Below are 25,036 nucleotides of genomic sequence, written 5' to 3'. Positions count from 1 at the left end.
CATGTTTTTTATCCTCTATGACTTCGCTAAAAGTTAGAGTTCAATTAACATGAGTAGATATTCAGGCAAAGCCTAATTGATGATAACCACCTACTGAAGTAGGTGGTTTAGGGCTGAAAATAAAAAACGCCCAATTGGGCGTTTTTTGTTGCCGAAAAATAGCTAAAACCTACACAGGATTATCGATATCAACAAAGTGGTGAGTTAAACCAAACTCACCGGCCAAATGCTCACCTAATGCCTGAATGCCATAACGCTCAGTCGCATGATGCCCTGCTGCAAAATAATGAACACCAAGTTCAATAGCGCTGTGATAGGTACGCTCGGACACTTCACCGCTGATAAAGGCATCGACACCTAGGTCAGCTGCAATATCGATGTAATCTTGCGCCCCTCCACTGCACCAGGCTAATGTTTGGATCTCTCCCTCTTCATCACCAATATGCAGCGCTTCACGATTTAATACTTGCGCTAATCTCGAAGAGAAAGCTTTAGCACTCATCGGCTTATCAAGTCGCCCCTGCCACACTAACCCTTGTGCAACCCCTTCAAGCGCTTCTGCACCAGTAATATCGAGTCTACGGGCAAGCTCTGCATTGTTGCCTAACTTAGGGTGGCCATCTAACGGAAGGTGGTAACCGTATAGATTAATATCTTGACCTAGTAGAGCCTTAATTCTTCTCTGCTTCATGCCTGTTATCACTTGTGGCTCACCTTTCCAGAAAAAGCCATGGTGAACTAAGATAGCATCGGCATTTAACTCAATGGCTTTATCGATCAGTGCCTGACATGCGCTCACACCAGTCACTATTGTTGCAACCTCCTCTCGGCCTTCAACCTGTAACCCATTTGGTGCGTAATCTTTATATTTGGCGACCTGTAAAAATTCACTAAGATACTGACTTAACTCTGAACGTGTCATGAAGCGACCCTTTAATATTTTGCTGGCAGTGTAACCCATCAAGCGATATTTTTTAACTATACTGATTGAATGTAGTGCTAATCAAAGCCTTGCACAATTTAACGATATTAGTCCCAATATGGTCATAAAATCGATAAAAACAGCAGATTTACAGTGAAAATTGGACTTTTTACCAGTTTCACCTATAAAATCCCCCCAAACCTTCGAGTAAACATTAAAAAAAATAGGTTATAACTATGTCAAAACTGACCAAAGAAGAGGTGATCAGCGCGTTAGAGTCTGCCCTTGCAACGAAACAAGGTAGTGCTGTAACGATTGAGCAGAAAGGCAGCTGGTACAAAATCGATGGCGGTAAGTCACTTCGCTTTAGCGAACTGGAAGTTATGCTTACCGAACTATCCGGTGATGCGCCAGCTCCAAAAGCGGTAGAAAAGAAAGCTGCACCAGTCGCTAAACCTAAAGCTGCCTCTAAAAAATCACCAGCAGTTAAGAAAACCGCTCCAGCCAGCAATAAAGGTGGCAAGACACCTAAAGAGCTATGGCGTGAAAAATTGGCCGGAAAAGGTCAACTGCCTCGCGGTTTCTAATTAATCATTAGAAAACTAAAAGGAGCCTTTCGGCTCCTTTTTTATTACATCGCAATGTCTACTCTAACACTGCCTTGCAGATAAACCACCCTGACCTCATCTCCGGCATTAAAGATCATACCCGGATCTAAGTCTTGTATGATCATCACCTGCTTACCGTCTTCTTGCTTGATCATCAATTCGACCAAACTCAGCTCCTGATAATAGCTGTTGTCACCATATCGATTACCAACACCCGCACCAATTAATGCACCAAGAACAGTCGCCACATCTTGACCACTACCGCCACCCAATTGATGACCAACGACACCACCAATTAGCGCCCCACCAAAAGTTTTCCACCCTTGGTTTCGATCTTCAACGAGCTGCTTTTGGGTGATATTCCTCACCGATACAACACTGCCATACTGAACTTGCTCAACGGCGACCGCTTGATTTCGTTTATATCCAGCTTCAATCGGGCTAATTACACCAATAAACAGGCAAACGATAGCTAAGCTGGTGATCCAAGGTTTCAACATAATCATTTTTCCGCTAACTTATAATAAAGTCGAATTAAGATAATCTTACTCAATTGTGAACTCACTGTCTTATTTAAATCATGAACTCGAGCAGTTCCCCTCACCGGAATTTGCGCTCACCGATCCCAACGGTCTTCTTGCCGTAGGCGGAGATTTGCAACCCAAGCGCTTACTGAATGCCTATTATGAAGGGATATTTCCTTGGTTTAATATTGATGATCCTATTCTTTGGTGGTCCCCAGATCCAAGAGCGGTTTTTGTTCCAGGGAATATGAAGACCAGCCGTTCACTGCTTAAACATCTTAAAAAGCAACCTTGGCGTTACAGCATCAACCATGCTTTTTCTCAGGTCATTGAAGGATGTGCAGCCCCCAGAAGCTCACAAGATGGAACCTGGATAACCCCAGAGATCCAAGAGGCCTATCTTAAACTTCATGAACTAGGTAAGGCCCACTCTATCGAAGTCTGGCATCAAGATGAGCTAATAGGAGGTTTGTATGGTTTAGCCACTGGACAGGTTTTTTGTGGTGAGTCCATGTTCCATACACAAACAAACGCCTCTAAAGCTGCTATGCTTTTGTTACACCAGCACCTATTAAAACAAGGTTTTAAACTAATCGACGCTCAGGTTATGAATCCACATCTAGCGACATTAGGAGCCACAGCATTGAGAAGAAAAGACTTCATAAATCTACTGAAGCGTTTTAGAGATTTACCCGTTGCAGCTGATGCTTGGGCCAGATCCGAGGTATCACTTGAGCTATAAATCACACCCTATCGCCGTTGGCGTAACACAAGCCTTTACCTGTAGTTACCTTGAAGATGAATTAGAACAGCTCCTTGTCCTTCAAGAGGAAACCATTAACTTGGAGCTGTTTGAGCAGTTATTAGCTCTGGGCTTTAGACGCAGTGGCGGCACAATATACAAGCCACAATGCCCTAGCTGCAACGCTTGTATGCCGATCAGGATCCCAGCTAAAGAGTTCATGCCCTCAAAACGTCAGAAACGGACATTAAAAAACAATAAAGATATTGTCTGGAAAGTTATCGATAAACAGCAGGAGTATCATTACGCACTCTATGAGCGCTATATCAATGAGCGGCATCAAGATGGCCCTATGTATCCCGCCTCTAGAGAGCAGTATGAGCATTTTATTAATTCAGGCTGGCTTGAGCCTAGCTTTATCGAGCTTTGGCACAAACAGAGGCTGATTGGCGTTGCGGTCACAGACGTAATGCCCAATAGCCTCTCCGCTATCTACAGTTTTTTCTGTCCCGATGAACACAAACGCTCCTTAGGCTCACTGCTTATTCTCATTCAGTGTAGGCTTGCCAAACTCATGAATAAAGATTTTGTCTACCTTGGTTATCAAATCGATGAATCGAGAAAGATGAACTACAAACGAAGCTATCTACCTTATCAGATATTAACGCAAAGCGGATGGCAGCAAATAGCTGATGAATAACTGATATTTCAGTTTATGGATAATTTTCAATCAAAAACGAAATATCACTCTTACGACTACATTCCCTTTACAGCAAGGGGAATTTACGGCATGATATGCCCGATTTAATACTTGAAGGCTAACAGGATAACTGATTAATGGCGAAAGAAGACAACATTGAGATGCAAGGCACGATCCTTGAAACCTTGCCGAACACAATGTTTCGTGTAGAGCTAGAGAATGGTCACGTCGTGATCGCACACATCTCAGGTAAAATGCGTAAAAACTACATTCGAATTCTGACCGGTGACAAAGTTACGGTTCAGCTGACCCCTTACGATTTGAGCAAAGGTCGCATCGTCTTCCGTTCACGCTAAGTTAGCTAGTACAGATTTTAAAAGCCGGCCGTGCCGGTTTTTTTACTTTTTAATAAAGTATCGAATTAAAAAAGGCTGCAATCGCAGCCTTTTTTTATATCTAATCAATCGGTATAAAACTAAACGAATCAGTGACTCACTTTCTCAAGCGACTCAACAGAGATGGTGATCTCATCTTTGCTGATATCCACATGAGCCACACCACCTTTCTCAAGCTTACCGAACAAGATCTCATCGGCCAATGGACGTTTAATCAACTCAGTGACCACACGTGACATCGGTCTCGCGCCCATCGCTTTATCGTAACCTTTTTCAGCAAGTAAAGTTCTCGCCTCATCGCTGACATCCAAAGTAACCCCTTTCTCATCAAGCTGAGCTTGCAGTTCAACGAGGAACTTATCGACCACTTTAGCAATAACGGTAAGATCAAGATGATTAAACCAGATGATCTCATCCAGACGGTTTCTAAATTCTGGTGAAAATACCTTATTAATTTCAGACAAGGCGTCTTGACTATGATCTTGCTGTTTAAAGCCGATAGACTTTCTCACCGTCTCCTGCACACCAGCATTTGTCGTCATAACCAAGGTCACATGCCTAAAATCGGCTTTGCGTCCATTGTTATCGGTTAAGATACCATGATCCATCACCTGCAGCAGTAAGTTGTACACATCTGGATGTGCTTTCTCAATCTCATCCAATAACACAACACAATGAGGGTTCTTAATCACAGCGTCAGTTAACAAGCCCCCTTGATCATAACCAACATAACCAGGTGGCGCACCAATCAGACGAGATACCGTATGACTCTCCATATACTCAGACATATCAAAACGTACTAAGTTAAGGCCAAGGCATTTAGCTAATTGACTGGTGACCTCAGTTTTACCAACCCCAGTTGGACCTGCAAATAGGAAGCTACCAACAGGTTTATGCTCACCACTTAAGCCACTGCGAGACAAGCGAATAGCAGAGCTAAGGCTCTCTATCGCTTTATCTTGCCCAAACACAACCATCTTAAGGTTACGGTCTAGGTTTTTGAGCATATCCTTGTCAGTCGCCGATACGGACTTCTCAGGAATACGGGCCATCTTAGCGATAATAGCTTCAATTTCATTCTGACCAATGGTCTTCTTCCTACGACTCGCTGGCTGCATCGCCATGCGTGCGCCAGCTTCATCGATAACATCGATCGCCTTATCGGGCAGGTGACGATCGTTAATGTGCTTGTCTGATAGGCGTGCTGCAATGCTCAAGGCCGCCATGGTGTACCTTACCCCATGGTGCTCCTCATACTTAGACTTAAGTCCCTGTAGGATCTTGGTTGTCTCAGCAACGGAGGGTTCATTAATATCCACTTTCTGAAAACGTCTAGCCAACGCCCTATCTTTCTCAAAAATACTTTGATATTCCTGAAAAGTCGTTGAGCCCATACACCTTAATTTACCGCCAGACAGTAACGGTTTAAGCAGATTAGATGCATCCATCACCCCGCCGGAAGCTGCACCGGCGCCTATAATGGTGTGGATCTCATCAATAAATAAAATCGCATGTTCATCGCTTTCAAGCTCTTTAAGTAAACTTTTAAAGCGTTTTTCGAAATCACCACGATACTTAGTTCCAGCTAACAAAGCACCGAGATCAAGTGAGTAAACCGTCGCCGTACTCATCACCTCTGGCACTTCATTTTTAACTATTCGGTACGCTAATCCCTCGGCAATCGCGGTTTTACCCACCCCAGCTTCACCGACTAATAATGGATTATTCTTTCTTCTTCTACATAAGATCTGAATCGAGCGCTCAATCTCATCACTACGACCAATCAGGGGATCAATACTTCCCTGCACCGCTAGTTCATTGAGGTTAGACGCAAACTGAGACAGTTTACTCTTCTCCTCTTCGCCCTCGGTTTGATCTTCTATTCGCTCCTGTTGAGAGCTGTGCTCAATCTCATCTTTTGACACACCATGAGAGATAAAATTCACCACATCTAAGCGGGTAACTTCACCATTACGTAACAGATATACAGCTTGAGACTCCTGCTCGCTAAAGATAGCGACCAAAACATTTGCCCCAGTAACTTCATTACGACCTGAAGACTGAACATGAAAAACTGCTCTTTGCAAAACTCGCTGAAAACCTAATGTTGGCTGAGTTTCTCTCTCATCTTCTGGATCAGCAATAATTGGTGTTGTTTGCTGAATAAAATTAGATACATCCTCTCTCAATTTATCAAGATTTGCTCCGCAAGCCACTAAGGCCTCTTGAGCAGCTGGATTATCTATTAAGGCGAGCAGCAGGTGTTCCACCGTCATATATTCATGACGTGCATCTCTGGCTTGCTGAAATGCCAGATTTAAGGTGACTTCAAGATCTTTATTTAGCATAAGCACCCCCTAAATTTACAACTAAAATAACCCAATTCAGGCTTTCTCTAATGAACACAGTAACGGATGTTGGTTTTGTCTTGCAAATTGATTTACTTGTGCAACCTTAGTTTCTGCAATTCCAAAGGGGAAAATTCCACAAATTCCTTTCCCCTGATGATGGATTGCAAGCATGATATCTGTCGCTTGCTCCTCAGTTTTTTTGAAAAAGAGCTGTAACACCTCAATCACAAAGTCCATCGGAGTATAATCATCATTGTTTAAAATCACCTTGTACATCGAAGGCGGCATGACTTCCGATTCGACACGCTCTTCAACGTGCTCAATATTTCCTGCTTTACCCATGGTTCAATATTAGCCTCTAGTCATCACTTGTACCAATTAAAGAGATTATTCAGTAAAAACTCTTCCTCTACAATCTTCTATCAAGTTCATCAATTGATACAAATTTTACACACAAATGTTGACTTTTTGTTAAAATACTCTTGACATACAAACTCACTGCTTTCATTCTGTTCAACAGGCGGTGAATTGTCCCCGCTTATTTAGTTTTACTATCTTACTGGCAAGTAGACAACAGAAGGAAGTGGAAGTATGGCAAACGGAACTGTTAAATGGTTCAACAACGCCAAAGGATTCGGGTTTATCTGCCCTGAAGCTGGTGGTGAAGACGTTTTTGCACACTATTCTACCATTGAAATGGAAGGCTATCGAACGCTAAAAGCAGGCCAACCAGTCCAATTCGAAGTGGAAGCGGGTCCTAAAGGTATGCACGCGTCAGCTATTTCGCCAACCAATTAGTATTGGCGATGTAAAAAGTAAAAAAGGCAGGGTTTTCCCTGCCTTTTTATTTTCCACAAAAATAGTTCACAATTGATGCGAAGAGGGATCCCTCTTCGCAGTAACCAACTTATGCAGTAAACAATCCATTCAATGTCGCACTTGGACGCATCTCTGTCGACGCTTTATCGGCATCTAAACGGTAATAACCACCAAGATCTGCTGCTGCACCTTGCGCAGAGTTCAGTTCATCAACAATCTTAGATTCATTGTTAGTCAAAGATTCTGCCAGTGAAGCAAAGTGCGCTTTGAGCTCCGCATCTTGGCTCTGCTTAGCGACTTCCTGAGCCCAGTACATAGCAAGATAAAAATGACTGCCACGGTTATCGAGTTGACCGACACGACGTGAAGGCGACTTATTTTGATCTAGGAACTGACCGATAGCGGCATCCAATGTATCAGCTAGTACCTGAGCTTTAGGATTATTGTTCGTTTGACTTAGGTGCTCAAGAGACGCAGCTAATGCCAAAAATTCACCCAGTGAATCCCAACGCAAGTGCCCCTCTTTTTCAACTTGCTGAACATGCTTAGGCGCACTACCACCTGCACCAGTTTCAAATAATCCACCGCCATTCATTAGCGGTACGATAGAGAGCATTTTAGCACTCGTGCCTAGCTCTAAAATTGGGAACAGATCTGTTAGGTAATCACGCAATACGTTACCAGTAACAGAGATAGTATCAAGCCCATCTTTAGTACGCGCCAAGGTGAAACGTGTCGCTTCAACCGGAGACATAATGCGGATATCTAGCCCTTCAGTATCATGCTCAGGTAGATATTGATTAACCTTTTTAATGATCTCCGCATCATGACTACGGTTTACATCTAACCAGAATACTGCGGGTGTTGAAGATAGGCGTGAACGCTTAACTGCAAGTTTAACCCAGTCACGGATAGGCGCATCTTTTACCTGACACATTCTCCAGATATCACCAGCTTCAACGGCATGGGAAAGAAGTACTTCTCCTTGACCATTAATCACCTTGACGGTTCCTGCTGCTGGGATCTCAAATGTTTTATCGTGGCTACCATACTCTTCCGCCTTTTGAGCCATCAAACCAACGTTTGGTACACTGCCCATGGTCGTTGGATTAAATGCGCCATGCTCTTTACAAAAAGAGATAGTCTCTTGGTAAACACCCGCATAACAACGATCTGGGATCATCGCTTTGGTATCTTTTGGTTGACCATCCACGCCCCACATCATGCCTGATGTACGAATTGCAGCAGGCATTGAAGCATCGATAATCACATCACTTGGCACATGTAAGTTGGTGATCCCTTTATCTGAATCAACCATCGCAAGCTCAGGACGGCTTTCATATATAGCGGCAATGTCTGCTTCAATCGCGGCTTTTTGCTCAGCTGGAAGTTGAGCTATCTTGGCGTAAACATCGCCAACACCGTTATTAACATCGACACCTAGTTCTTCAAATAACTGTCCATGCTTTACAAACAACTCTTTATAATAAACTTTAACCGCATGACCAAACAAAATGGGATCAGAGACCTTCATCATGGTAGCTTTTAAGTGAAGTGAAAGCAGTACACCTTGGTTTTTAGCCTCATCGATCTCACGCTCAAAGTAGCTGATAAGTGCTTTTTTACTCATCACAGCAGCATCTACTACCTCACCAGCTAATAGCCCCAATGACGACTTCAAGACCTGCTCAGTGCCATCAGCTTTAGCCAGCACTATGTTGACCTGTTGATCTGTCTCTAGGGTTAATGACTTCTCACTACCGTAAAAATCGCCTTCACTCATATGTGCAACGTGGCTTTTAGAGTCTGCGCTCCATGCGCCCATTGAATGAGGGTTTTTCTGTGCATATTTCTTTACAGAACCTGGTGCACGACGATCTGAGTTACCTTCACGAAGAACAGGGTTTACTGCGCTTCCTTTGATCTTGTCAAAACGCGCTTTTATTTCACGCTCTGCATCATTTGCAGGCTCATCTGGGTATGAAGGAATATCGTAGCCTTTGTTTTGTAGCTCTAAAATACAGGCTTTAAGTTGAGGGATAGAGGCACTGATATTCGGTAGCTTAATGATATTCGCTTCTGGCTTACCAGCTAGAACACCTAGCTCAGCTAGGGCATCACCTATTTTCTGACTGTCTGATAGTTTTTCAGGAAAGTTTGCAATAACTCGACCCGAAAGAGAGATATCACGGGTTTCTACATTCACGCCTGCCGCTTGAGTAAAAGTTTTAATGATAGGCAGTAAAGATAGGGTGGCGAGTGCCGGTGCTTCATCTGTTTCAGTATAGATAATGGTTGAATTGTCGGTCATTTTTCGTCCTACATTATTGTAAAATAGAGAATTTAAAATATTATATTTTTACACTGCTTATTTTATGAACTGCAGTTGAATCTGTGCTTTTAATTAGCACTTTTATTGAGGCCTTGGTCATGCCCAGACCCGATAATCTTGTTATACCCAATTTAGGTATCAGAGGCATTGAAGAAAGGATAAGGTGCCGTATTGAGTGGGACTATTCCCTTCAAAATAGACACTGTCTAAACCTTCATATCACGTAATGCCGCTTAAGCTGAACTTCTCAAAATACTGTGACAACTTGGCTTAGATCACACTTTTGTCGCGCACATCATAAAACATTCTTGGCAATATTCAAATTCCACTAATGGCGAATGCAAAGTACACTGTAAACATTAAGTCATTTTCTGACAGAAGATAAGTTAGCGTGAGTCACACAATTAAACAAAAGTCTCAATCCAAAAGAGCGACCACAACCTCCAAAAGAGTCGATCAGAAGCGAGCTTCTTGGCCGAATAAAGCCCAGCCAAAATCTAAAGCTCCTCAAATGCGCTCTGGTAAAGGTAAAGCTGTTGAACCTGTTATCGTTCTTTTTAATAAACCCTTTGACGTGCTGTGCCAGTTTACCGATGAGCAGGGACGCCAAACATTAAAAGACTTTATCCCTATTCCCGGCGTATATGCGGCAGGAAGGCTCGACAGAGACAGTGAAGGACTGCTACTGCTTACCAATGACGGTAAGCTTCAATCTAAACTCACTGAGCCTAAGAAAAAGACATTTAAAACCTATTGGGCTCAGGTTGAAGGCGCACCAGATGAAGCTCAATTAGAGCTGTTACGTAAGGGCGTCGAACTAAAAGATGGCATTACGCTACCAGCAAAAATCAGCATCATATCGCAGCCCACTGTTTGGGAACGTGTTCCACCGATCCGAGAGCGTAAAGCAATCCCAACCACTTGGTTAGAGATCCAGATCTGTGAAGGGCGTAACCGTCAAGTAAGAAGGATGACTGCCCATATAGGTTTTCCAACCCTCAGACTCATTCGCTATAAAATAGGTCAATGGAGTCTTGATGATCTCACTCCAGGTCAATACCTGAGTATTGATATGAAAAATAAACCGGTGTAGAGCGAATTAATGTTTTCAACCAATTACAGAGTTACACCATGAAGCCAAGATACAGACCCAATGTGACTGTAGCTTGTATTGTGCAGTGCCAAGATAAGTATCTTATGGTTGAGGAGCTCATCGATGGGCAAACTCGTTACAACCAGCCCGCAGGTCACTTAGAGAAAGGTGAATCAATCACACAAGCTTGCGAGCGAGAGGTATTGGAGGAAACAGGGATCAAGCTCAAAGTTCAGGAGCTTGTTGGGATCTATCAATTTAGCCCTGATGACACACTAGCCTTTCTTAGGTTTACCTTTTTTGCTCAACTTTCAAGCTTCGCAAAAGCAACGCCTCAAGATACTGATATTCAAGCTGCACATTGGTTAACTTTTGATGAAATTCTGGCGCTAGAGCCTAAATTAAGAAGTCCGCTAGTACTGAGCAGTCTCGATGACGCCAGAAATAAAACACACTATCCGCTGGAACTGCTCAATAGCCAGTATCTCAGGTTAGCTCCAAGCCAGAATGCGTGATAGAATACGCCCCCGAAAATATAGCTTCTTTTTTAGATGACTTATCTAGCCTCACATGGGTTTAACTCAAGGCTATATATCACGGCTCATCTCTCTTTCAAGCTATCTAGGTATATTCAACGGTTTTAGGAACTATGGCGATAATCGAACCAACTGCGGCATTAATCGAACCCACTGCTAATAAAAAAGTCATTGTCGGCATGTCCGGCGGTGTTGACTCATCTGTTTCGGCTTACTTGTTACTTAAACAGGGCTATCAAGTCGAAGGTCTTTTCATGAAAAACTGGGAAGAAGATGACACCGATGAATATTGTGCTGCGGCTGATGACCTTAAAGACGCGCAAGCGGTATGCGATAAGCTGGGCATAAAACTGCACACAGTAAACTTTGCCTCTGAATATTGGGACAACGTTTTCGAATACTTTCTGGCAGAGTACAAGGCTGGCAGAACGCCAAACCCAGATATTATCTGTAATAAAGAGATAAAATTTAAAGCATTTCTTGAGTTTGCAGATGATATTTTAGACGCTGACTACATCGCCATGGGGCACTACGTCCGCCGTAGCGATGCCAGCGGTCAAAGTCAGATGCTACGAGGTATCGACGGAAATAAAGATCAAAGCTATTTCCTCTATACACTGAGCCATGAGCAAGTTTCCCGCTCACTCTTTCCTGTCGGTGAGCTTGAAAAAAGTGAAGTCAGAGAGATTGCCAAAGAGATGGGACTTATCACCCATGATAAGAAAGACAGCACAGGGATCTGCTTTATCGGTGAGCGTAAGTTTACAGACTTCCTCAGCACTTTCCTGCCTGCACAGCCTGGTAATATTGAAACTGCTGAAGGTGAAGTCATTGGAACCCATCAAGGCTTGATGTATCACACCCTTGGACAACGTAAAGGCCTAGGGATCGGCGGAATGAAAAACAGTAACGATGATCCTTGGTATGTGGTAGATAAAGAGATGGACCGCAATGTGTTAGTTGTGGGCCAAGGTGGGAACCACCCTCGCCTTATGTCAACGGGCTTTTATGCAGACCAACTTCATTGGGTTGACCGTATTGGGCCTGATAATGGCGCAAAAATTACAGTTAAAACTCGTTACCGTCAAAGAGACGTAGCCTGCAGCTTACATTACGATGGCGAAGACAGGATAAAAGTACTCTTTGATGAGCCTGTTGCAGCAGTGACACCGGGCCAATCAGCCGTTTTTTATGATGCCGAAGTATGCTTAGGCGGCGGTATCATCGATTCACTAATCAGAGAATAAGATGTGAGCGAGCTTTTAGATGAACGCACGATGGCATTTGCAGGGATCTTACAGGCTATTGGCCAGGTTCAGCATATTGCCAGACACGGTAATTCAGACAACGACAGTCTAGCTGCGAGTCTGAATACTGTACTTGTTACCAATCCTGACTCCACCTCAGATGTATACGCTGATAAGACGGCATTGAATAAAGGCTATCAGCTTATCGTCAATCAACTTGGTGATAGTAAAGATAAAGATGTTGAGATCACCCGCTACTTAGTTGGGATTTTAGCCCTTGAACGTAAGTTATCTCGCGGTAACGCCATGGGGCTCTTAGCGGAAAGGATCAATCAGGTTCACCGCCAACTGCATCACTTTAGCATCACTGATGAACAAGTGATCGCAAACTTTGCAGGGATCTACAGTGATGTGATCAGCACACTTGGTCCTAAAATTCAGATATCAGGTAATCCTGAGTTTCTGAAACAGAGTCAGGTTCAAGAAAAAATTCGAGCATTACTGTTATCGGCCATGCGCAGTGCAGTTTTGTGGCGTCAACTAGGTGGCAAGCGTAGACATCTGGTCTTCGCCAGAAAGTCCATCCTAGATATTGCTAATAAAAGTCTTACCCTATAATAAGTTAAGTTCATTAAGGAGCTTCATAATGGAACTATCCGCACTAACTGCTATCTCTCCTGTAGACGGTCGTTATGGTAGTAAAACCGCCTCATTGAGAGGGATCTTCAGCGAGTACGGCCTGACCAAGTACCGTGTTCAAGTCGAAATTAACTGGTTAAAGCTACTCTCTAGCTGCCCAGAGATTGAGGAAGTTCCTCCATTTAGCGAAACCGCTTTGGCGCTACTTGATAGCATCAAAGATAACTTTAATGAAGCCGATGCCCTGCGTATTAAAACCATTGAAGCAACAACAAACCATGATGTTAAAGCAGTTGAATACTTCATCAAGGAGCAGATCGCAGATAATGCCGAGCTTGTTGCCATCGATGAGTTTGTTCACTTTGCCTGTACCTCAGAAGATATTAATAACCTATCCCATGGTTTAATGCTTCTTGAAGCCCGTGAGCAGGTACTTGTTCCATACTGTCAGCAGATTGTCGATGCGATTAAAGGCCTAGCAAGAGAGCACCGCTCTGTGCCATTAATGTCGCGTACTCACGGGCAGCCAGCTTCTCCATCGACTTTAGGTAAAGAGATGGCGAACGTTGCTATTCGTCTTGAGCGTCAACTTAAGCAGATCGAAAGCGTTGAAGTGATGGGTAAAATCAATGGTGCTGTTGGTAACTACAACGCCCATCTATCAGCATACCCTGAGGTTGATTGGCACGCAGTTTCTGAGCGTTTTGTCACTAGCCTAGGCCTTAACTGGAATCCATATACGACTCAAATCGAGCCACACGATTACATCGCTGAGCTATTTGATGCAATAGCGCGTTTCAACACCATCTTGATCGATTTCGATCGTGATATCTGGGGCTATATCGCATTGGGTCACTTCAAGCAGAAGACCATTGCAGGTGAGATTGGTTCTTCAACCATGCCTCATAAAGTTAACCCTATCGACTTTGAAAACTCAGAAGGTAACTTAGGCATCGCTAACGCGCTAATGCAGCACTTAGCGGCTAAACTGCCTGTTTCACGCTGGCAGCGTGATTTGACTGACTCTACAGTGCTACGTAACTTAGGTGTTGGTATGGCTCATGCTTTGATTGCATACCAATCAACCCTAAAAGGGATCAGTAAGCTTGAAGTAAATGAAGAGCAACTTCGTGCAGAATTAGACAAAAACTGGGAAGTATTGGCTGAACCTGTACAAACCGTGATGCGCCGCTACGGCATCGAAAAGCCATATGAAAAACTAAAAGAGTTAACGCGTGGCAAGCGTATCGATGGTGAGCAGCTAGCTCTGTTTATCGACGGCTTAGCGCTACCTCAAGAGGTTAAAGTTGAGCTTAAGAAGATGACACCGGCTAACTACATCGGTCGTGCGGAAGCTTTTGTAGATGAGATGAAGTGATCTGCATTTAGATTAAACACTAATAGTATCGATACGAAAGCGGTAAGCTAACACTTACCGCTTTTTTTATAGATAAACACATAACCGAATTAAGTATATGTATAAACTAAATCTGAATGTGCCTGAGTTTTTAACTCAATACTGGCAAAAGAAACCCTTTGTCATTAAAGGAGCCTTTACTAACTTTATCGACCCAATTGGTGCCGATGAGCTTGCAGGGCTTGCATGCGAAGAGGAGATTTCATCTCGAATCGTGCTAACAAAAGAGCGCGACTGGGAGATCATTCAAGGCCCTATCGAAGATTATGATCAGTTTGGTGAAAAGAACTGGCAACTACTGGTTCAAGCCGTAAACCACTGGTACCCAGATACGGCTCCGCTTATTGATGCTTTCAGGTTTATTCCCGACTGGCGCTTTGATGATCTCATGGTCTCCTTTGCCACTCAAGGTGGAGGAGTGGGTCCCCATATCGACAACTATGATGTCTTTCTGCTCCAAGGTGAAGGCACTAGACGCTGGCGAGTTGGTGCTAAAGGAGATTATACGCCAAGGGGCGGCGATACCAATACCGCGTTGATTGACGATTTTGAGCCCATTATTGATCTGGTTCTCGAAGCTGGGGATATGCTTTACATACCACCAGGGTATCCCCATTGCGCAGAAACGCTCACTACCGCATTAAGTTACTCTATTGGATTTCGAGCCCCAAGCCAGCAGGAGCTATTTAGCAGTATTGCCGACCACCTGCTCGATACCAATACTGGCTTAAAGCGCTTTACTTCATCGAGTGAACCCACATCGGCGTCAACAGTCCCCCTCGAGCATCAACAAGGTATGTTAAGCCAGATAAATGAACTGTTTAGTCAGCCTGAATTTTACCAAACAGCGTTAGGACAACTGCTAAGCCAAAATCGATTTGAGCTTGATTTATCAACTCCCGATACCCCATACGATCTTGACGACTTGAACCATGCCCTGTCTGAAGGTGCTGAAGTCCACAGAGTGGGTGGTTTAAAGGTGCTACAACTCGAAGGTGACAGCAATAGACTCTTTATTAATGGAGAGGTGTTTAACTGCGAGCAACTCAAGCAGAGTGATATTACAAAGTTAGCTGACACATTTGCTCTCGATAACCAGCAAGCAACCGCCCTGTGTCAATCAAGTAAAATTAAAGAGCTCATTCTAGCGTTACTTAATCGAGGCTACTATTACTTAGCTTAGGCCTTAGCCTCTATTAAGAGTATTAAACTAAAATGGCACCTATATTAGGTGCCATTTTTATCTGCTGCTTGTTTAAAACAGTAGAGATTTTACATCACTAGCCCCAGAGCTTTTCATCACCTTGGATCTGATAAAGGCTCTCTGCACGGGAAACCAAAAGTTGAGCAAACTTAGCTTGAGTGGGATCTTGAGTTGCCCCTGATTTAATCAGATTCTCCGCCTTCATCTGCCACATCATCGAAAAGTGACGCAGTGCATCACGAGCAGTTTCTGCAACTTTAACATCGACATAATCACTGGGGAGATCACCTGACATAACCCAAAAAGTTTGCTTAGTCGGTTGCTTAGACTCCATCTTCCAAACCGCAACATAAGGGGCTAAATAGCGGCTATCATCAGCAATCACTTTACTTGGTATCACGCCCTTTTCAGCTAGAAATCGATTCGCTTTTTGAAAGTGCTCTCTAATCCACTCCTGCCTCAAAGCCTCTTGTTGCTCTGCATTTAACTCTGGCGCCTGAGTGTCTACTTGTTCAGTCATATCTGCATCCTATCTTATTGTTATATGTAAACCTGTAACCGCTTTCCCAAAAATAACGTGACCGACTCGTGATAAACACCACTCAGATTGACGTTAACGTAAAGTGGAAAGCAAAATTGCCACACAGATCACAATTAATCCAAACCTTTACTTTGTTGAGAGTATCCCTAAATGCTATCGTTCTGCAATAATTTTAATAAGGCACCGAATAAACTCTTTATTAAGTGCTTGTGTTTAAATCCCTAGGGGAGAACCGTTACGTGGCTGTATTCAATCATATCTCTTTTGACGAACATGAACAGGTCGTTTTTTGTCAAGATAAGGAGAGCGGCTTAAGAGCCATCGTTGCTGTCCATAATACTAATTTAGGCCCAGCTGTTGGCGGCTGTAGAATGTGGAACTACGAGTCTGACGATGAGGCACTCAACGATGTGCTTCGTTTATCACGCGGTATGACGTATAAAAATGCCCTTGCAGGCTTGGAGATGGGGGGTGGAAAGTCTGTCATTATTGCCGATCCAAAGACCCAAGACAGAGAAGCCCTATTTCGCGCTTTTGGCCGCTGTATTGATGGATTAGGTGGTAAGTATTATTCAGCTGAAGATGTGGGTGTGTCGACTGCCGACATTATGATCGCTCACGAAGAAACTCCCTATATGGCTGGACTTGAAGGAAAAAGTGGCGATCCTTCACCTTTTACCGCTTTAGGTACCTACTTAGGGATCAAGGCTGCTGTCAAGCATCAACGTGGTATCGATAGCCTTAAAGGGCTTAAGATTTCCGTTCAAGGTGTTGGTCATGTGGGTTACTACTTGTGCCGTCATCTGCATCAAGAAGGCGCTGAGCTAATCGTTACCGATATCAACCAGTCCTCTTTGGATAGGGTTGCTACAGAGTTTGGTGCGACCGTTGTGGCTCCTCAAGATATCTACCATCAGGATGTCGATATTTATGCGCCTTGTGCTCTGGGCGCAACGATCAATGACACCACGATTCCGCTGCTTAAGGCCACTATCGTTGCCGGATGTGCAAACAACCAGTTAGCAGAAGCCAGACACGGTGAGAAACTAAAAGAGCTTGGTGTCTTATACGCTCCTGATTACGTTATTAATGCGGGTGGGATCATTAATGTCTCGTTTGAGAAAGATTACGACGCGACATTAGCAACTCAAAAAGTTGAAGAGATCTATAACACGCTAACACGTATTTTTGTACAAGCAGATAAGCAAGATCGCACCACGGCATCGGTTGCCGATGACCTTGCTCGCGCCATCATTGAAGCCGCTAAATAGTCGCTTAATTTTGTAAAAATACGACCAAATGATCATAAAGCAACCAAGGGGTAGAATATCAATTCTATCCCTTTTTTTTATGCCAAAATTTATTTTCGCAAGCCTACCAAAGAGATAGTTAAACAGCACAGAAAATTAATCATTGTGAACTGGATATTGTCATATTTGTCTGCTTGACTTAGAGGCTCGTTACCTCGCTTAGGAAAACAATATGGTTACTTTCAAGTATGATCTCAATCAAGATATTGTTGAACTTCAAGCAAGCAATTGGTGTGGGCTTGAACAGGTATACATTAACGGGAAACGAGTCTCGAGAAAGTTAAACTTTGGACAGCACAGTGAGCATGAAGTTAAACTCCATGATGGGAATCCTTGTAAATTTCAACTGCTTATTGATCCTGCATCTGAGCAGATGGTATGCAGGATCTACAGGAAAAACAATCTTGTTGCCAGTATAAAGCAGGGTAAGGAGAACTTGAGTCAGAGCAGAAGATCACTGCAAAACTGGGCAATATTCTTCACACTCTCTAGCTTATTGTTATTACTGTTAAATTAAAAAAGAGCAGGCTGCCAAGCCTGCCCTATCCTTTTTAGCCTAATGACTCACACAGGCATTTCCATTAAATAATACCAATCAGTATAAGAAGTTGATCTACTCAGAGTGTCTTTTGGCAAACTAATTCAAGGCGAATGGATGATATAATGGTTGTTCCCTTGTGAATGCATTCAACGCAGAAGTAGGCAGCCAAAAACACTCCTTACAGGCGAGTTTTAGCAGTTCTGATGCTGTGTTAACGAGCTTGACCGTAGAATAACTATGCTCTTCACTCGTTGCCTTGCCTCAGGACCGCTAAACTCTCGCTGAGCGATCAAATCTTTATACTGATTGGTATACTCTCCTCTCTTTAGACTAATACCACAACTGTACAAGTCATAAAGGGATAAACAGAAACTACCAGCCTCATACCAGTCAATATAAGAGGTTGAAAACGGTTAGGCTTGGTCTGGGGGGAAGCGGTTAATTTTATTAAGTAGGCTTACAAACGCGAGACGCTCATCCATTGATAAGTTCTCTAAAAAGTGTTCGTTGACTCGCTCTGCTTCAACAATAAGATCTTGCTCTAACGCTTTGCCTGAGTCTGTGAGGAATATTTTAAAAGCACGACGATTATCGGCTTCTTGATGACGAGTAACAAGCCCTTGAGTCTGAAGCTGATCCAAAATACGTGTCATTGTATAGTTGGCTACATCACAACGTTTGGAGAGTTCAGTCTGAGTGATCCCCTCCTCTTGCCATAGGGCAAAAAGAACCGGCCACAACTTAATATCCAACTGGTAACGTTTAAGCTTTTGATCCAATGCATTTTGCAGATCAACATTCAAATGAGAAACCAGATAGCCTAAACTTTCTGACTGTTTCAAGCAGCACCTCCACAATACGAGCACCTGATTTAATATTACCACTTAGTTGGCAAGAAACTAGCAATAGCGGAAACAAATTCACATTTAAAGTGTAATGTATTGTTTTAAAATAGATTAATTATCTACTAAGATAAACTCATTAATAAAACGGTAGTAGCATGCACGACCTAGTTTTGCAGTGCACTCTCTTTCAAGTGTGAGCGTGATCTCTTCATCCTTGATATCAAAATCTTGAATTCCTGAGGTTTTATGCATGATGCCCAGTGAGGTCACGACATCAATCCCCACCTCATTGCATCGCTGGTAATCCACAATAACCAAGGGGTGATCGACGACTTCTACTTTGAGTTTTTCAGCAGGAGTAATGAGGAAATATTCGCCATCAATTTGATAAAGAATTGATGAGAACAGGCGCGCAAATTTACTGGGCAATGGCTCCTCAAGATAGAACCAATCCCCTTTACTATCTATCTTAAACAACACCGCTTGAGTACACAACTCTGTCTCTTTTGTCAGTTGAGTCAGAGTTTGCTCTACGCAGATTCTCTTATCACTCATACCACCTCCATGAGGCCAGAACAAACTCGCCTCATCGCCTATTGAGATTGAATTATATTAAGCTAAGTAGCGCTTCAAGAGGGTGTTTAGGCTTAAAGCCACCAAAACGTTTAACCTGACTGCGACAGGAGTAACCTGAAACTAATATCTGCTCCTGAGGTAACGCCTTTAATGCCTGCTCCCAAGACATACTAAAGAGTTCGCGGGAACGTTGCTGGTTCTCCAGTTCATGGCCATAAGTTCCCGCCATGCCGCAGCACCCCATATTGGCCGTTTTAAGCTCTGCACCAAAGTGTGCAAATATCAACTGCCACTCTTTTGCGGTATTGGGCTTAGCCGTTGACTCAGTACAGTGGCTAAACCAGGTGAACTCAGGTTTCGACTCGGGCTTTAACCCAGAGCTTGGCCTGTTGACAGTGTGGGACTTTATCGCCTCCAATAACCACTCGTTTGCTAGCTTTACTTCAAAATCACCACACTCATCACCGAGTACCTCTCGGTATTCATCACGATAACAGAGCACCATAGCGGGATCGACGCCTACCATAGGGATATTAAGTTTATGCACCTGAGCTAAAAAATCTGCCGACGACTTGGCCGTTTTAGCAAATTTATCTAAGAAACCTTTAATGTGAATAGGCTTTCCATTTGGCTTAAAAGGAAGCAGAACAGGTTTTAAGCCCATTTTCTCAATCAGTTTAATAAAACGATAAACCGTGCCTGCCTCGTAATAACTGTTAAATGGGTCTTGCACAACCAACACATATTCACAGCGTTCGCCATCAGGAATACCTGCTAACGTCTCAAGATCATATCCCCTGCTACCATGGCCATCCAGACGCTGTTTAAGGGTAGGTACTGATAATGCAGGTGCATCCACATACCCTAGTGCTCGTTTTATCACCCACTGGCTAACAGGGTTCTGAGAAACGGCGTTCGTTAGCTTTGGCATACTGGCCATGACAGGAAGCGCATCTTCTATGCCCGCAACCAAGTAATCCTTTGTTGGGCGCAGATACCTCTGATAATAGATATTAAAAAACTGAGCCCTAAACTTAGGCACGTCGACCTTAACCGGACATTGAGATGAACATGCCTTACAGGCTAGGCAGCCCTTTAGCGATTCCATCACTTCATGGGAGTAGTCGTATTCACTCTCTATCTTTAAACTATTTTGTGCTCTTTGAAGCAACCCTAATGGTTTGGCTTTAGCTAGAGCATCAAGATCCACCCCTTCACTTTCAAGTAAGCGAAGCCATTCACGCATTAAACCCGCTCGGCCTTTCGGTGACTGTACTCTGTCACCGGTCACTTTAAATGAGGGACACATGGGTGAATAATGGCTGTAATTAAAACATAACCCATTGCCGTTACAGTTCATCACATCAGGGAAAGCATCACGAGTCTTAATTGGGATCTGTCTGTCAAAACTACCACGCTTAGCACTGTCAACATTGTAGATAAGCGCCCCCGCCCCTTTAGGAGCAACAAGCTTACCTGGATTGAGCTTGTTATGAGGATCGAAGAGGCCTTTTACCTCCTCAAGTAAACTATAGAGCTCATCACCAAAAACTGCAGGGCCGTATTCACCACGTACCCCTTTACCGTGTTCTCCCCACATTAAACCGCCATACTTGAGGGTCAAGTCAGCAACCTGATCCGACACTGTCTTAAGCAGCCTTTCATCATTAACATCACACATATCCAGTGCAGGCCTAACGTGCAAAACACCTGCATCGACATGGCCAAACATGCCATATTGCAACTCATGGCTATCAAGTAGCGCTCTGAACTCCATAATGAAATCGGCGAGCTTTTCTGGTGGTACGGCAGTGTCCTCAGCAAATGCCAGTGGCTTACGCCTTCCTTTTGTTGCACCAAGCAGACCTACCGCTTTTTTCCGCATAGCATAGATCATGTTAATACTGGGTTTATCGCTGGTAACCTGATAGCCAAGTAATCCACCAGCAGAGGCTTTTATCTGCTGCTCAAGAACAGATTCAAGTGCTGCAACTTTGGCTTCAACCTCCTCTTTATCTCCAGCAAACTCAACCATATTAAGACCATCGATAACACTACCAGGCACCTCTTTTATCAAGTCTGAAACCGAATGCCAGATAATGTCTTGCTGGGCAAGGTTGAGCACTTTAGAGTCGACCGTTTCAACCACCGTCGCTTTAGCTTTGACTAAGTCTGGCGCGTGCCTCAATGCCGACTCAAACGAGTCATACTTGATATTGACCATCATGCGCACACTTGGCAGTGGTGTGATATTAAGTTTAGCTTCGGTGATAACCGCGAGGGTTCCCTCAGATCCTGTTAAGATCCGAGATAGATTGAACTCACTGAGCTCATCATTCCACACATTTTTCAGATCATAACCTGTCAGAAAGCGGTTTAATTCAGGAAAACGCGCTTCAATTTCAGCGCGGTTATTACGACAAATTGAAGCTACCTCTTCGGTTAACTTTTGCCCCAAAGCATTCTGCGTAATGTCGTCTATACGAGCCAGTTCATCATTTGATACAGCGCAGGTCTCAAGTACGCTGCCATCATAAAGCACACTCGATAACGCAAGCACATGATCGGATGTTTTCCCATACACTAAGGAGCCAGCACCTGATGCATCGGTATTAACCATGCCGCCTATGGTGGCTCGATTGGATGTAGAGAGATCTGGACTAAAAAAGAAACCATGAGGGCGCAGCGCATCATTAAGTGCATCTTTCACCACACCAGCCTGCACCTTTACCCAGCCCTCCTCAGCATTGATTTCAACCACTTTGTTAAGGTAGCGCGACAAGTCTAAAATTAATCCGTGGGTAAGTGATTGACCATTGGTTCCCGTGCCGCCACCTCTGGCACTAAACACCACTTTATCAAACTCACTTTTTGCCGCTAATGTCAGAGCAATGCTGACATCTTGTTGATCTCTTGGATAGATAACCGCTTGTGGTAAAAACTGATAGACCGAATTATCTGTGGCTTGGGCTAAACGAGCACTATAACGTTTATCAATATCACCACTGAACTCGCTCTGGGCTAACGCACCAAGAAAGGAGAGGTATACAGGTTCAAGCGTTTGTTCATGGGATAATTTAGGCAAGCTCACGTTCGGTGACATAGTAGTTTCTATCTATATTTTTTTATTAGTTGGCTAAACAGTATAAACAAAAAAAAAGCCGCTAAGTAGCGGCTTTTGTGATTAGCTTATTCTATTTTAAGAATAATTAAGCGTGCTCTTTACCTAGGTACAACCAAGTATCGATAACGGTATCTGGGTTTAGTGATACAGTATCAATCCCCTGCTCAACCAACCAAGCCGCAAAATCGGCATGATCTGAAGGACCTTGACCACAAATACCAACGTAAGCGCCCTTAGCTTTAGCCGCTTTAATTGCCATTGCTAGCAATGCCTTAACCGCATCGTTACGCTCATCAAATAGATGACTGATGATACCTGAGTCACGATCTAGACCTAATGTCAGTTGTGTCAAATCGTTTGAACCGATAGAAAAGCCATCGAAATGCTCTAAGAACTGATCAGCTAACAGGGCGTTAGATGGAAGCTCACACATCATGATGACACGAAGTCCATCTTTACCACGCTCAAGACCTTGCTCTTTCAGTAGCTCTATCACCTGTGATGCTTCACTGACTGTACGAACAAATGGGATCATGATCTCAACGTTCTTCAAGCCCATCTCATTACGAACGCGTTTAATCGCTTCACACTCAAGTGCAAAACAATCACGGAAGGATTCAGAGATATAACGGCTAGCACCACGGAAGCCCAACATTGGGTTCTCTTCCTCTGGCTCATACCTATCGCCACCCACCAAGTTAGCGTATTCGTTTGACTTAAAATCAGACATACGAACAATCACTTTCTTTGGATGGAAAGCTGAAGCTATCGTCGCAATCCCTTCAACCAAACGCGCAACATAGTACTCAACAGGAGAATCGTAACCTGCAATCATCTCATGTATTTCAGCCTGAAGCGCAGCATCTTGTTGGTTAAATTCAAGAAGAGCTTTAGGGTGAATACCTATCATGCGGTTAATGATAAACTCAAGACGCGCTAGACCAACCCCTTCATTAGGAAGACGAGCAAAATCGAATGCTCTGTCAGGGTTACCTACGTTCATCATGATCTTCATCGGCAACTCAGGCATTGAATCGACACGAGAGCGAACAACATCAAACTCTTGAACACCTTCGTAGATAAAGCCAGTATCACCTTCGGCACAAGAAACTGTCACTTCCTGACCGTTCTTAATACGCTCAGTCACATCACCACAACCTACAACGGCTGGAACCCCAAGCTCACGAGCGATAATCGCTGCATGACAAGTACGTCCGCCACGGTTGGTGACAATCGCGCTAGCGCGTTTCATGATAGGTTCCCAATCTGGATCTGTCATGTCAGTAACAAGTACATCACCGTCTTGGATCTGGTCCATATCATCGATTGATGACAGCACTTTAGCAACACCGCTACCTATCTTATGACCGATTGCGCGGCCTTCACAGATAACATCGCTCTTAGTCTGTAGATGATAACGTTCAATTAACTGCACATCTTCACGAGAACGAACTGTCTCTGGACGAGCTTGAACGATATAAAGCTTGCCATCATTACCATCTTTAGCCCACTCGATATCCATTGGACGACCGTAGTGCTTCTCGATGATCATAGCCTGCTTAGCCAGCTCCATCACTTCATCGTCATTCACTGAGAATTGGCGACGTAGATCGGCTGGTACATCTTCAATCTTAACCTGTTTACCATGTTCAAGATCATCTGAATAAACCATCTGTATCAACTTGCTACCAATATTACGGCGTACAACCGCTTTATTGCCTGCAGTTAAGCTTGGCTTATGCACATAAAATTCATCTGGGTTAACCGCACCTTGAACAACCATTTCGCCTAGACCAAATGAAGAGGTAATAAATACCACATCATTGTTACCAGACTCAGTGTCCATGGTGAACATAACACCAGAAGCGGCGGTATCAGAGCGAACCATACGCTGAACACCGGCAGATAAGGCAACACCTTTATGGTCATAACCTTGGTGAACACGGTATGAAATAGCTCTGTCGTTAAACAAAGAAGCAAAAACATGCTTAATTGCGACCAAAACAGAATCATAACCTTTAACGTTCAGGAATGTTTCTTGTTGGCCAGCGAATGATGCATCAGGCATATCTTCAGCAGTCGCAGATGAGCGAACCGCAAATGAGGCATCTTTAGTTTCTGAGGAGAGCTTATCGTATGAATCACGAACAACTTGCTCAAATTCGCTATGGAATGGGGTATCGATCACCCATTGTCTGATCTGTGCACCGGCTGTAGCGAGTGCGTTCACGTCATCTACATCTAAAACATCTAGAGTGTCGTATATCTTCTGGTTAAGTCCACTTTGTTCAAGAAACTCATTGAACGCGTGAGAGGTGGTTGCAAAACCGCCAGGCACTTGAACACCTGCGTTAGATAAATTGCTAATCATCTCTCCAAGAGAAGCGTTTTTACCGCCTACCTTGTTGACGTCACCCATGCTTAATTCTTGATACCAGAGTACATATTGTTGCACAGTTCTATCTCCGCAAGTTTATTTCAGTGTGGCCCCTTCACAGGAGGGCAGCGGCATTTTACACTCCAGCACAACGCACGTAAATCTATAATTTTATTTGTAATTTTATTACTAC

Annotated in this window: 23 protein-coding genes; 13 read left to right on the top strand and 10 right to left on the bottom strand. The window is 43.7% G+C overall.

The window, feature by feature from the left end:
- Nucleotides 1-169: 169 nt before the first annotated feature.
- A complete protein-coding gene (locus K0625_RS20230; RefSeq protein ID WP_220111309.1) occupies nucleotides 170-922 on the bottom strand; it encodes a Nif3-like dinuclear metal center hexameric protein in 753 nt (250 codons plus the stop codon).
- Nucleotides 923-1,158: 236 nt separating this feature from the next.
- Between K0625_RS20230 and K0625_RS20225 the strand changes: the two genes are divergently transcribed.
- Entirely contained in the window at nucleotides 1,159-1,509 is a 351-nt protein-coding gene (locus K0625_RS20225) for a hypothetical protein (RefSeq protein WP_220111308.1), read from the top strand.
- A 44-nt stretch (nucleotides 1,510-1,553) separates the two neighbouring features.
- On the opposite strand, the gene K0625_RS20220 is transcribed toward K0625_RS20225, so the two are convergent.
- On the bottom strand, nucleotides 1,554-2,030 hold the full coding sequence (locus tag K0625_RS20220; protein WP_220111307.1) for an outer membrane lipoprotein: 477 nt from the start codon (nucleotides 2,028-2,030) through the stop codon (nucleotides 1,554-1,556).
- Between the two features lie 55 nt (nucleotides 2,031-2,085).
- Here K0625_RS20220 and aat point away from each other — a divergent pair, with 55 nt between their 5' ends.
- The 3 genes from aat to infA all read left to right on the top strand — a co-directional run bounded on the left by aat (nucleotide 2,086) and on the right by infA (nucleotide 3,852).
- On the top strand, nucleotides 2,086-2,796 hold the full coding sequence (gene aat / locus K0625_RS20215) for a leucyl/phenylalanyl-tRNA--protein transferase (RefSeq protein ID WP_220111306.1): 711 nt from the start codon (nucleotides 2,086-2,088) through the stop codon (nucleotides 2,794-2,796).
- Complete coding sequence (locus tag K0625_RS20210; RefSeq protein WP_438944517.1) at nucleotides 2,786-3,496, top strand: arginyltransferase; 711 nt, start codon at nucleotides 2,786-2,788, stop codon at nucleotides 3,494-3,496. Before aat ends, K0625_RS20210 begins: the two co-directional genes overlap by 11 nt.
- Before the next feature lie 137 nt (nucleotides 3,497-3,633).
- Complete coding sequence (infA, locus tag K0625_RS20205; protein ID WP_011865366.1) at nucleotides 3,634-3,852, top strand: translation initiation factor IF-1; 219 nt, start codon at nucleotides 3,634-3,636, stop codon at nucleotides 3,850-3,852.
- A 128-nt stretch (nucleotides 3,853-3,980) separates the two neighbouring features.
- On the opposite strand, the gene clpA is transcribed toward infA, so the two are convergent.
- The gene (gene clpA / locus K0625_RS20200; RefSeq protein ID WP_220111305.1) at nucleotides 3,981-6,239 is read right to left on the bottom strand and encodes an ATP-dependent Clp protease ATP-binding subunit ClpA; all 2,259 of its coding nucleotides are present in this window, start codon (nucleotides 6,237-6,239) and stop codon (nucleotides 3,981-3,983) included.
- Nucleotides 6,240-6,275: 36 nt separating this feature from the next.
- On the bottom strand, nucleotides 6,276-6,584 hold the full coding sequence (gene clpS, locus K0625_RS20195) for an ATP-dependent Clp protease adapter ClpS (RefSeq protein WP_012325314.1): 309 nt from the start codon (nucleotides 6,582-6,584) through the stop codon (nucleotides 6,276-6,278).
- A 249-nt stretch (nucleotides 6,585-6,833) separates the two neighbouring features.
- Between clpS and cspD the strand changes: the two genes are divergently transcribed.
- Entirely contained in the window at nucleotides 6,834-7,040 is a 207-nt protein-coding gene (cspD, locus tag K0625_RS20190; protein WP_012142231.1) for a cold shock domain-containing protein CspD, read from the top strand.
- 109 nt (nucleotides 7,041-7,149) lie between these two features.
- Here cspD and K0625_RS20185 read toward each other — a convergent pair whose 3' ends face one another.
- A complete protein-coding gene (locus tag K0625_RS20185; RefSeq protein ID WP_220111304.1) occupies nucleotides 7,150-9,372 on the bottom strand; it encodes an NADP-dependent isocitrate dehydrogenase in 2,223 nt (740 codons plus the stop codon).
- 412 nt (nucleotides 9,373-9,784) lie between these two features.
- Between K0625_RS20185 and K0625_RS20180 the strand changes: the two genes are divergently transcribed.
- The 6 genes from K0625_RS20180 to K0625_RS20155 all read left to right on the top strand — a co-directional run bounded on the left by K0625_RS20180 (nucleotide 9,785) and on the right by K0625_RS20155 (nucleotide 15,508).
- Complete coding sequence (locus K0625_RS20180) at nucleotides 9,785-10,486, top strand: rRNA large subunit pseudouridine synthase E (protein ID WP_220111303.1); 702 nt, start codon at nucleotides 9,785-9,787, stop codon at nucleotides 10,484-10,486.
- Nucleotides 10,487-10,524: 38 nt separating this feature from the next.
- Complete coding sequence (locus K0625_RS20175) at nucleotides 10,525-11,001, top strand: NUDIX hydrolase (protein WP_220111302.1); 477 nt, start codon at nucleotides 10,525-10,527, stop codon at nucleotides 10,999-11,001.
- Between the two features lie 134 nt (nucleotides 11,002-11,135).
- A complete protein-coding gene (mnmA, locus tag K0625_RS20170) occupies nucleotides 11,136-12,269 on the top strand; it encodes a tRNA 2-thiouridine(34) synthase MnmA (protein ID WP_220111301.1) in 1,134 nt (377 codons plus the stop codon).
- A gap of 3 nt (nucleotides 12,270-12,272) precedes the next feature.
- Nucleotides 12,273-12,887, top strand: coding sequence for a high frequency lysogenization protein HflD (gene hflD, locus K0625_RS20165; RefSeq protein WP_220111300.1), 615 nt, complete (start codon nucleotides 12,273-12,275; stop codon nucleotides 12,885-12,887).
- A 28-nt stretch (nucleotides 12,888-12,915) separates the two neighbouring features.
- Nucleotides 12,916-14,286 (top strand): adenylosuccinate lyase, encoded by a 1,371-nt coding sequence (gene purB / locus K0625_RS20160; protein WP_220111299.1) that lies wholly within the window; start codon nucleotides 12,916-12,918, stop codon nucleotides 14,284-14,286.
- A 97-nt stretch (nucleotides 14,287-14,383) separates the two neighbouring features.
- Complete coding sequence (locus tag K0625_RS20155) at nucleotides 14,384-15,508, top strand: ribosomal protein uL16 3-hydroxylase (protein ID WP_220111298.1); 1,125 nt, start codon at nucleotides 14,384-14,386, stop codon at nucleotides 15,506-15,508.
- 97 nt (nucleotides 15,509-15,605) lie between these two features.
- On the opposite strand, the gene K0625_RS20150 is transcribed toward K0625_RS20155, so the two are convergent.
- The gene (locus tag K0625_RS20150) at nucleotides 15,606-16,049 is read right to left on the bottom strand and encodes a DUF4826 family protein (protein ID WP_012325322.1); all 444 of its coding nucleotides are present in this window, start codon (nucleotides 16,047-16,049) and stop codon (nucleotides 15,606-15,608) included.
- A 260-nt stretch (nucleotides 16,050-16,309) separates the two neighbouring features.
- On the opposite strand from K0625_RS20150, the gene K0625_RS20145 reads away from it, so the two are divergent.
- Both K0625_RS20145 and K0625_RS20140 read left to right on the top strand, forming a co-directional pair.
- Complete coding sequence (locus K0625_RS20145; protein WP_064792053.1) at nucleotides 16,310-17,341, top strand: Leu/Phe/Val dehydrogenase; 1,032 nt, start codon at nucleotides 16,310-16,312, stop codon at nucleotides 17,339-17,341.
- 211 nt (nucleotides 17,342-17,552) lie between these two features.
- Nucleotides 17,553-17,897, top strand: coding sequence for a hypothetical protein (locus K0625_RS20140; protein WP_220111297.1), 345 nt, complete (start codon nucleotides 17,553-17,555; stop codon nucleotides 17,895-17,897).
- A 437-nt stretch (nucleotides 17,898-18,334) separates the two neighbouring features.
- Here K0625_RS20140 and K0625_RS20135 read toward each other — a convergent pair whose 3' ends face one another.
- From K0625_RS20135 to ppsA, 4 genes are all read right to left on the bottom strand, one after another.
- Nucleotides 18,335-18,763, bottom strand: a complete 429-nt coding sequence (locus tag K0625_RS20135) for a MarR family winged helix-turn-helix transcriptional regulator (protein ID WP_220111296.1) — start codon at nucleotides 18,761-18,763, stop codon at nucleotides 18,335-18,337.
- 114 nt (nucleotides 18,764-18,877) lie between these two features.
- On the bottom strand, nucleotides 18,878-19,321 hold the full coding sequence (locus tag K0625_RS20130; protein ID WP_220111295.1) for a DUF1285 domain-containing protein: 444 nt from the start codon (nucleotides 19,319-19,321) through the stop codon (nucleotides 18,878-18,880).
- Between the two features lie 52 nt (nucleotides 19,322-19,373).
- Complete coding sequence (gene ydiJ / locus K0625_RS20125; RefSeq protein WP_220111294.1) at nucleotides 19,374-22,445, bottom strand: D-2-hydroxyglutarate dehydrogenase YdiJ; 3,072 nt, start codon at nucleotides 22,443-22,445, stop codon at nucleotides 19,374-19,376.
- Nucleotides 22,446-22,551: 106 nt separating this feature from the next.
- Nucleotides 22,552-24,921 (bottom strand): phosphoenolpyruvate synthase, encoded by a 2,370-nt coding sequence (gene ppsA / locus K0625_RS20120; protein ID WP_064792048.1) that lies wholly within the window; start codon nucleotides 24,919-24,921, stop codon nucleotides 22,552-22,554.
- Between the last annotated feature and the right edge of the window lie 115 nt (nucleotides 24,922-25,036).

This window comes from Shewanella nanhaiensis, from assembly GCF_019457885.1.
Lineage (GTDB): Bacteria > Pseudomonadota > Gammaproteobacteria > Enterobacterales > Shewanellaceae > Shewanella > Shewanella nanhaiensis.
The sequence above is the reverse complement of the archived record's forward strand: the minus strand, read 5'-3'. Positions and strand labels throughout refer to the sequence as shown.

Excerpts from the sequence above, each read along its gene's own strand:
- K0625_RS20230 (WP_220111309.1), bottom strand. The coding sequence starts at position 922 with ATGACACGTTCAGAGTTAAGTCAGTATCTTAGTGAATTTTTACAGGTC.
- K0625_RS20225 (WP_220111308.1), top strand. The coding sequence starts at position 1,159 with ATGTCAAAACTGACCAAAGAAGAGGTGATCAGCGCGTTAGAGTCTGCC.
- K0625_RS20220 (WP_220111307.1), bottom strand. The coding sequence starts at position 2,030 with ATGTTGAAACCTTGGATCACCAGCTTAGCTATCGTTTGCCTGTTTATT.
- infA (WP_011865366.1), top strand. The coding sequence starts at position 3,634 with ATGGCGAAAGAAGACAACATTGAGATGCAAGGCACGATCCTTGAAACC.
- clpA (WP_220111305.1), bottom strand. The coding sequence starts at position 6,239 with ATGCTAAATAAAGATCTTGAAGTCACCTTAAATCTGGCATTTCAGCAA.
- clpS (WP_012325314.1), bottom strand. The coding sequence starts at position 6,584 with ATGGGTAAAGCAGGAAATATTGAGCACGTTGAAGAGCGTGTCGAATCG.
- cspD (WP_012142231.1), top strand. The coding sequence starts at position 6,834 with ATGGCAAACGGAACTGTTAAATGGTTCAACAACGCCAAAGGATTCGGG.
- K0625_RS20185 (WP_220111304.1), bottom strand. The coding sequence starts at position 9,372 with ATGACCGACAATTCAACCATTATCTATACTGAAACAGATGAAGCACCG.
- K0625_RS20175 (WP_220111302.1), top strand. The coding sequence starts at position 10,525 with ATGAAGCCAAGATACAGACCCAATGTGACTGTAGCTTGTATTGTGCAG.
- mnmA (WP_220111301.1), top strand. The coding sequence starts at position 11,136 with ATGGCGATAATCGAACCAACTGCGGCATTAATCGAACCCACTGCTAAT.
- purB (WP_220111299.1), top strand. The coding sequence starts at position 12,916 with ATGGAACTATCCGCACTAACTGCTATCTCTCCTGTAGACGGTCGTTAT.
- K0625_RS20155 (WP_220111298.1), top strand. The coding sequence starts at position 14,384 with ATGTATAAACTAAATCTGAATGTGCCTGAGTTTTTAACTCAATACTGG.
- K0625_RS20150 (WP_012325322.1), bottom strand. The coding sequence starts at position 16,049 with ATGACTGAACAAGTAGACACTCAGGCGCCAGAGTTAAATGCAGAGCAA.
- K0625_RS20140 (WP_220111297.1), top strand. The coding sequence starts at position 17,553 with ATGGTTACTTTCAAGTATGATCTCAATCAAGATATTGTTGAACTTCAA.
- K0625_RS20130 (WP_220111295.1), bottom strand. The coding sequence starts at position 19,321 with ATGAGTGATAAGAGAATCTGCGTAGAGCAAACTCTGACTCAACTGACA.
- ydiJ (WP_220111294.1), bottom strand. The coding sequence starts at position 22,445 with ATGTCACCGAACGTGAGCTTGCCTAAATTATCCCATGAACAAACGCTT.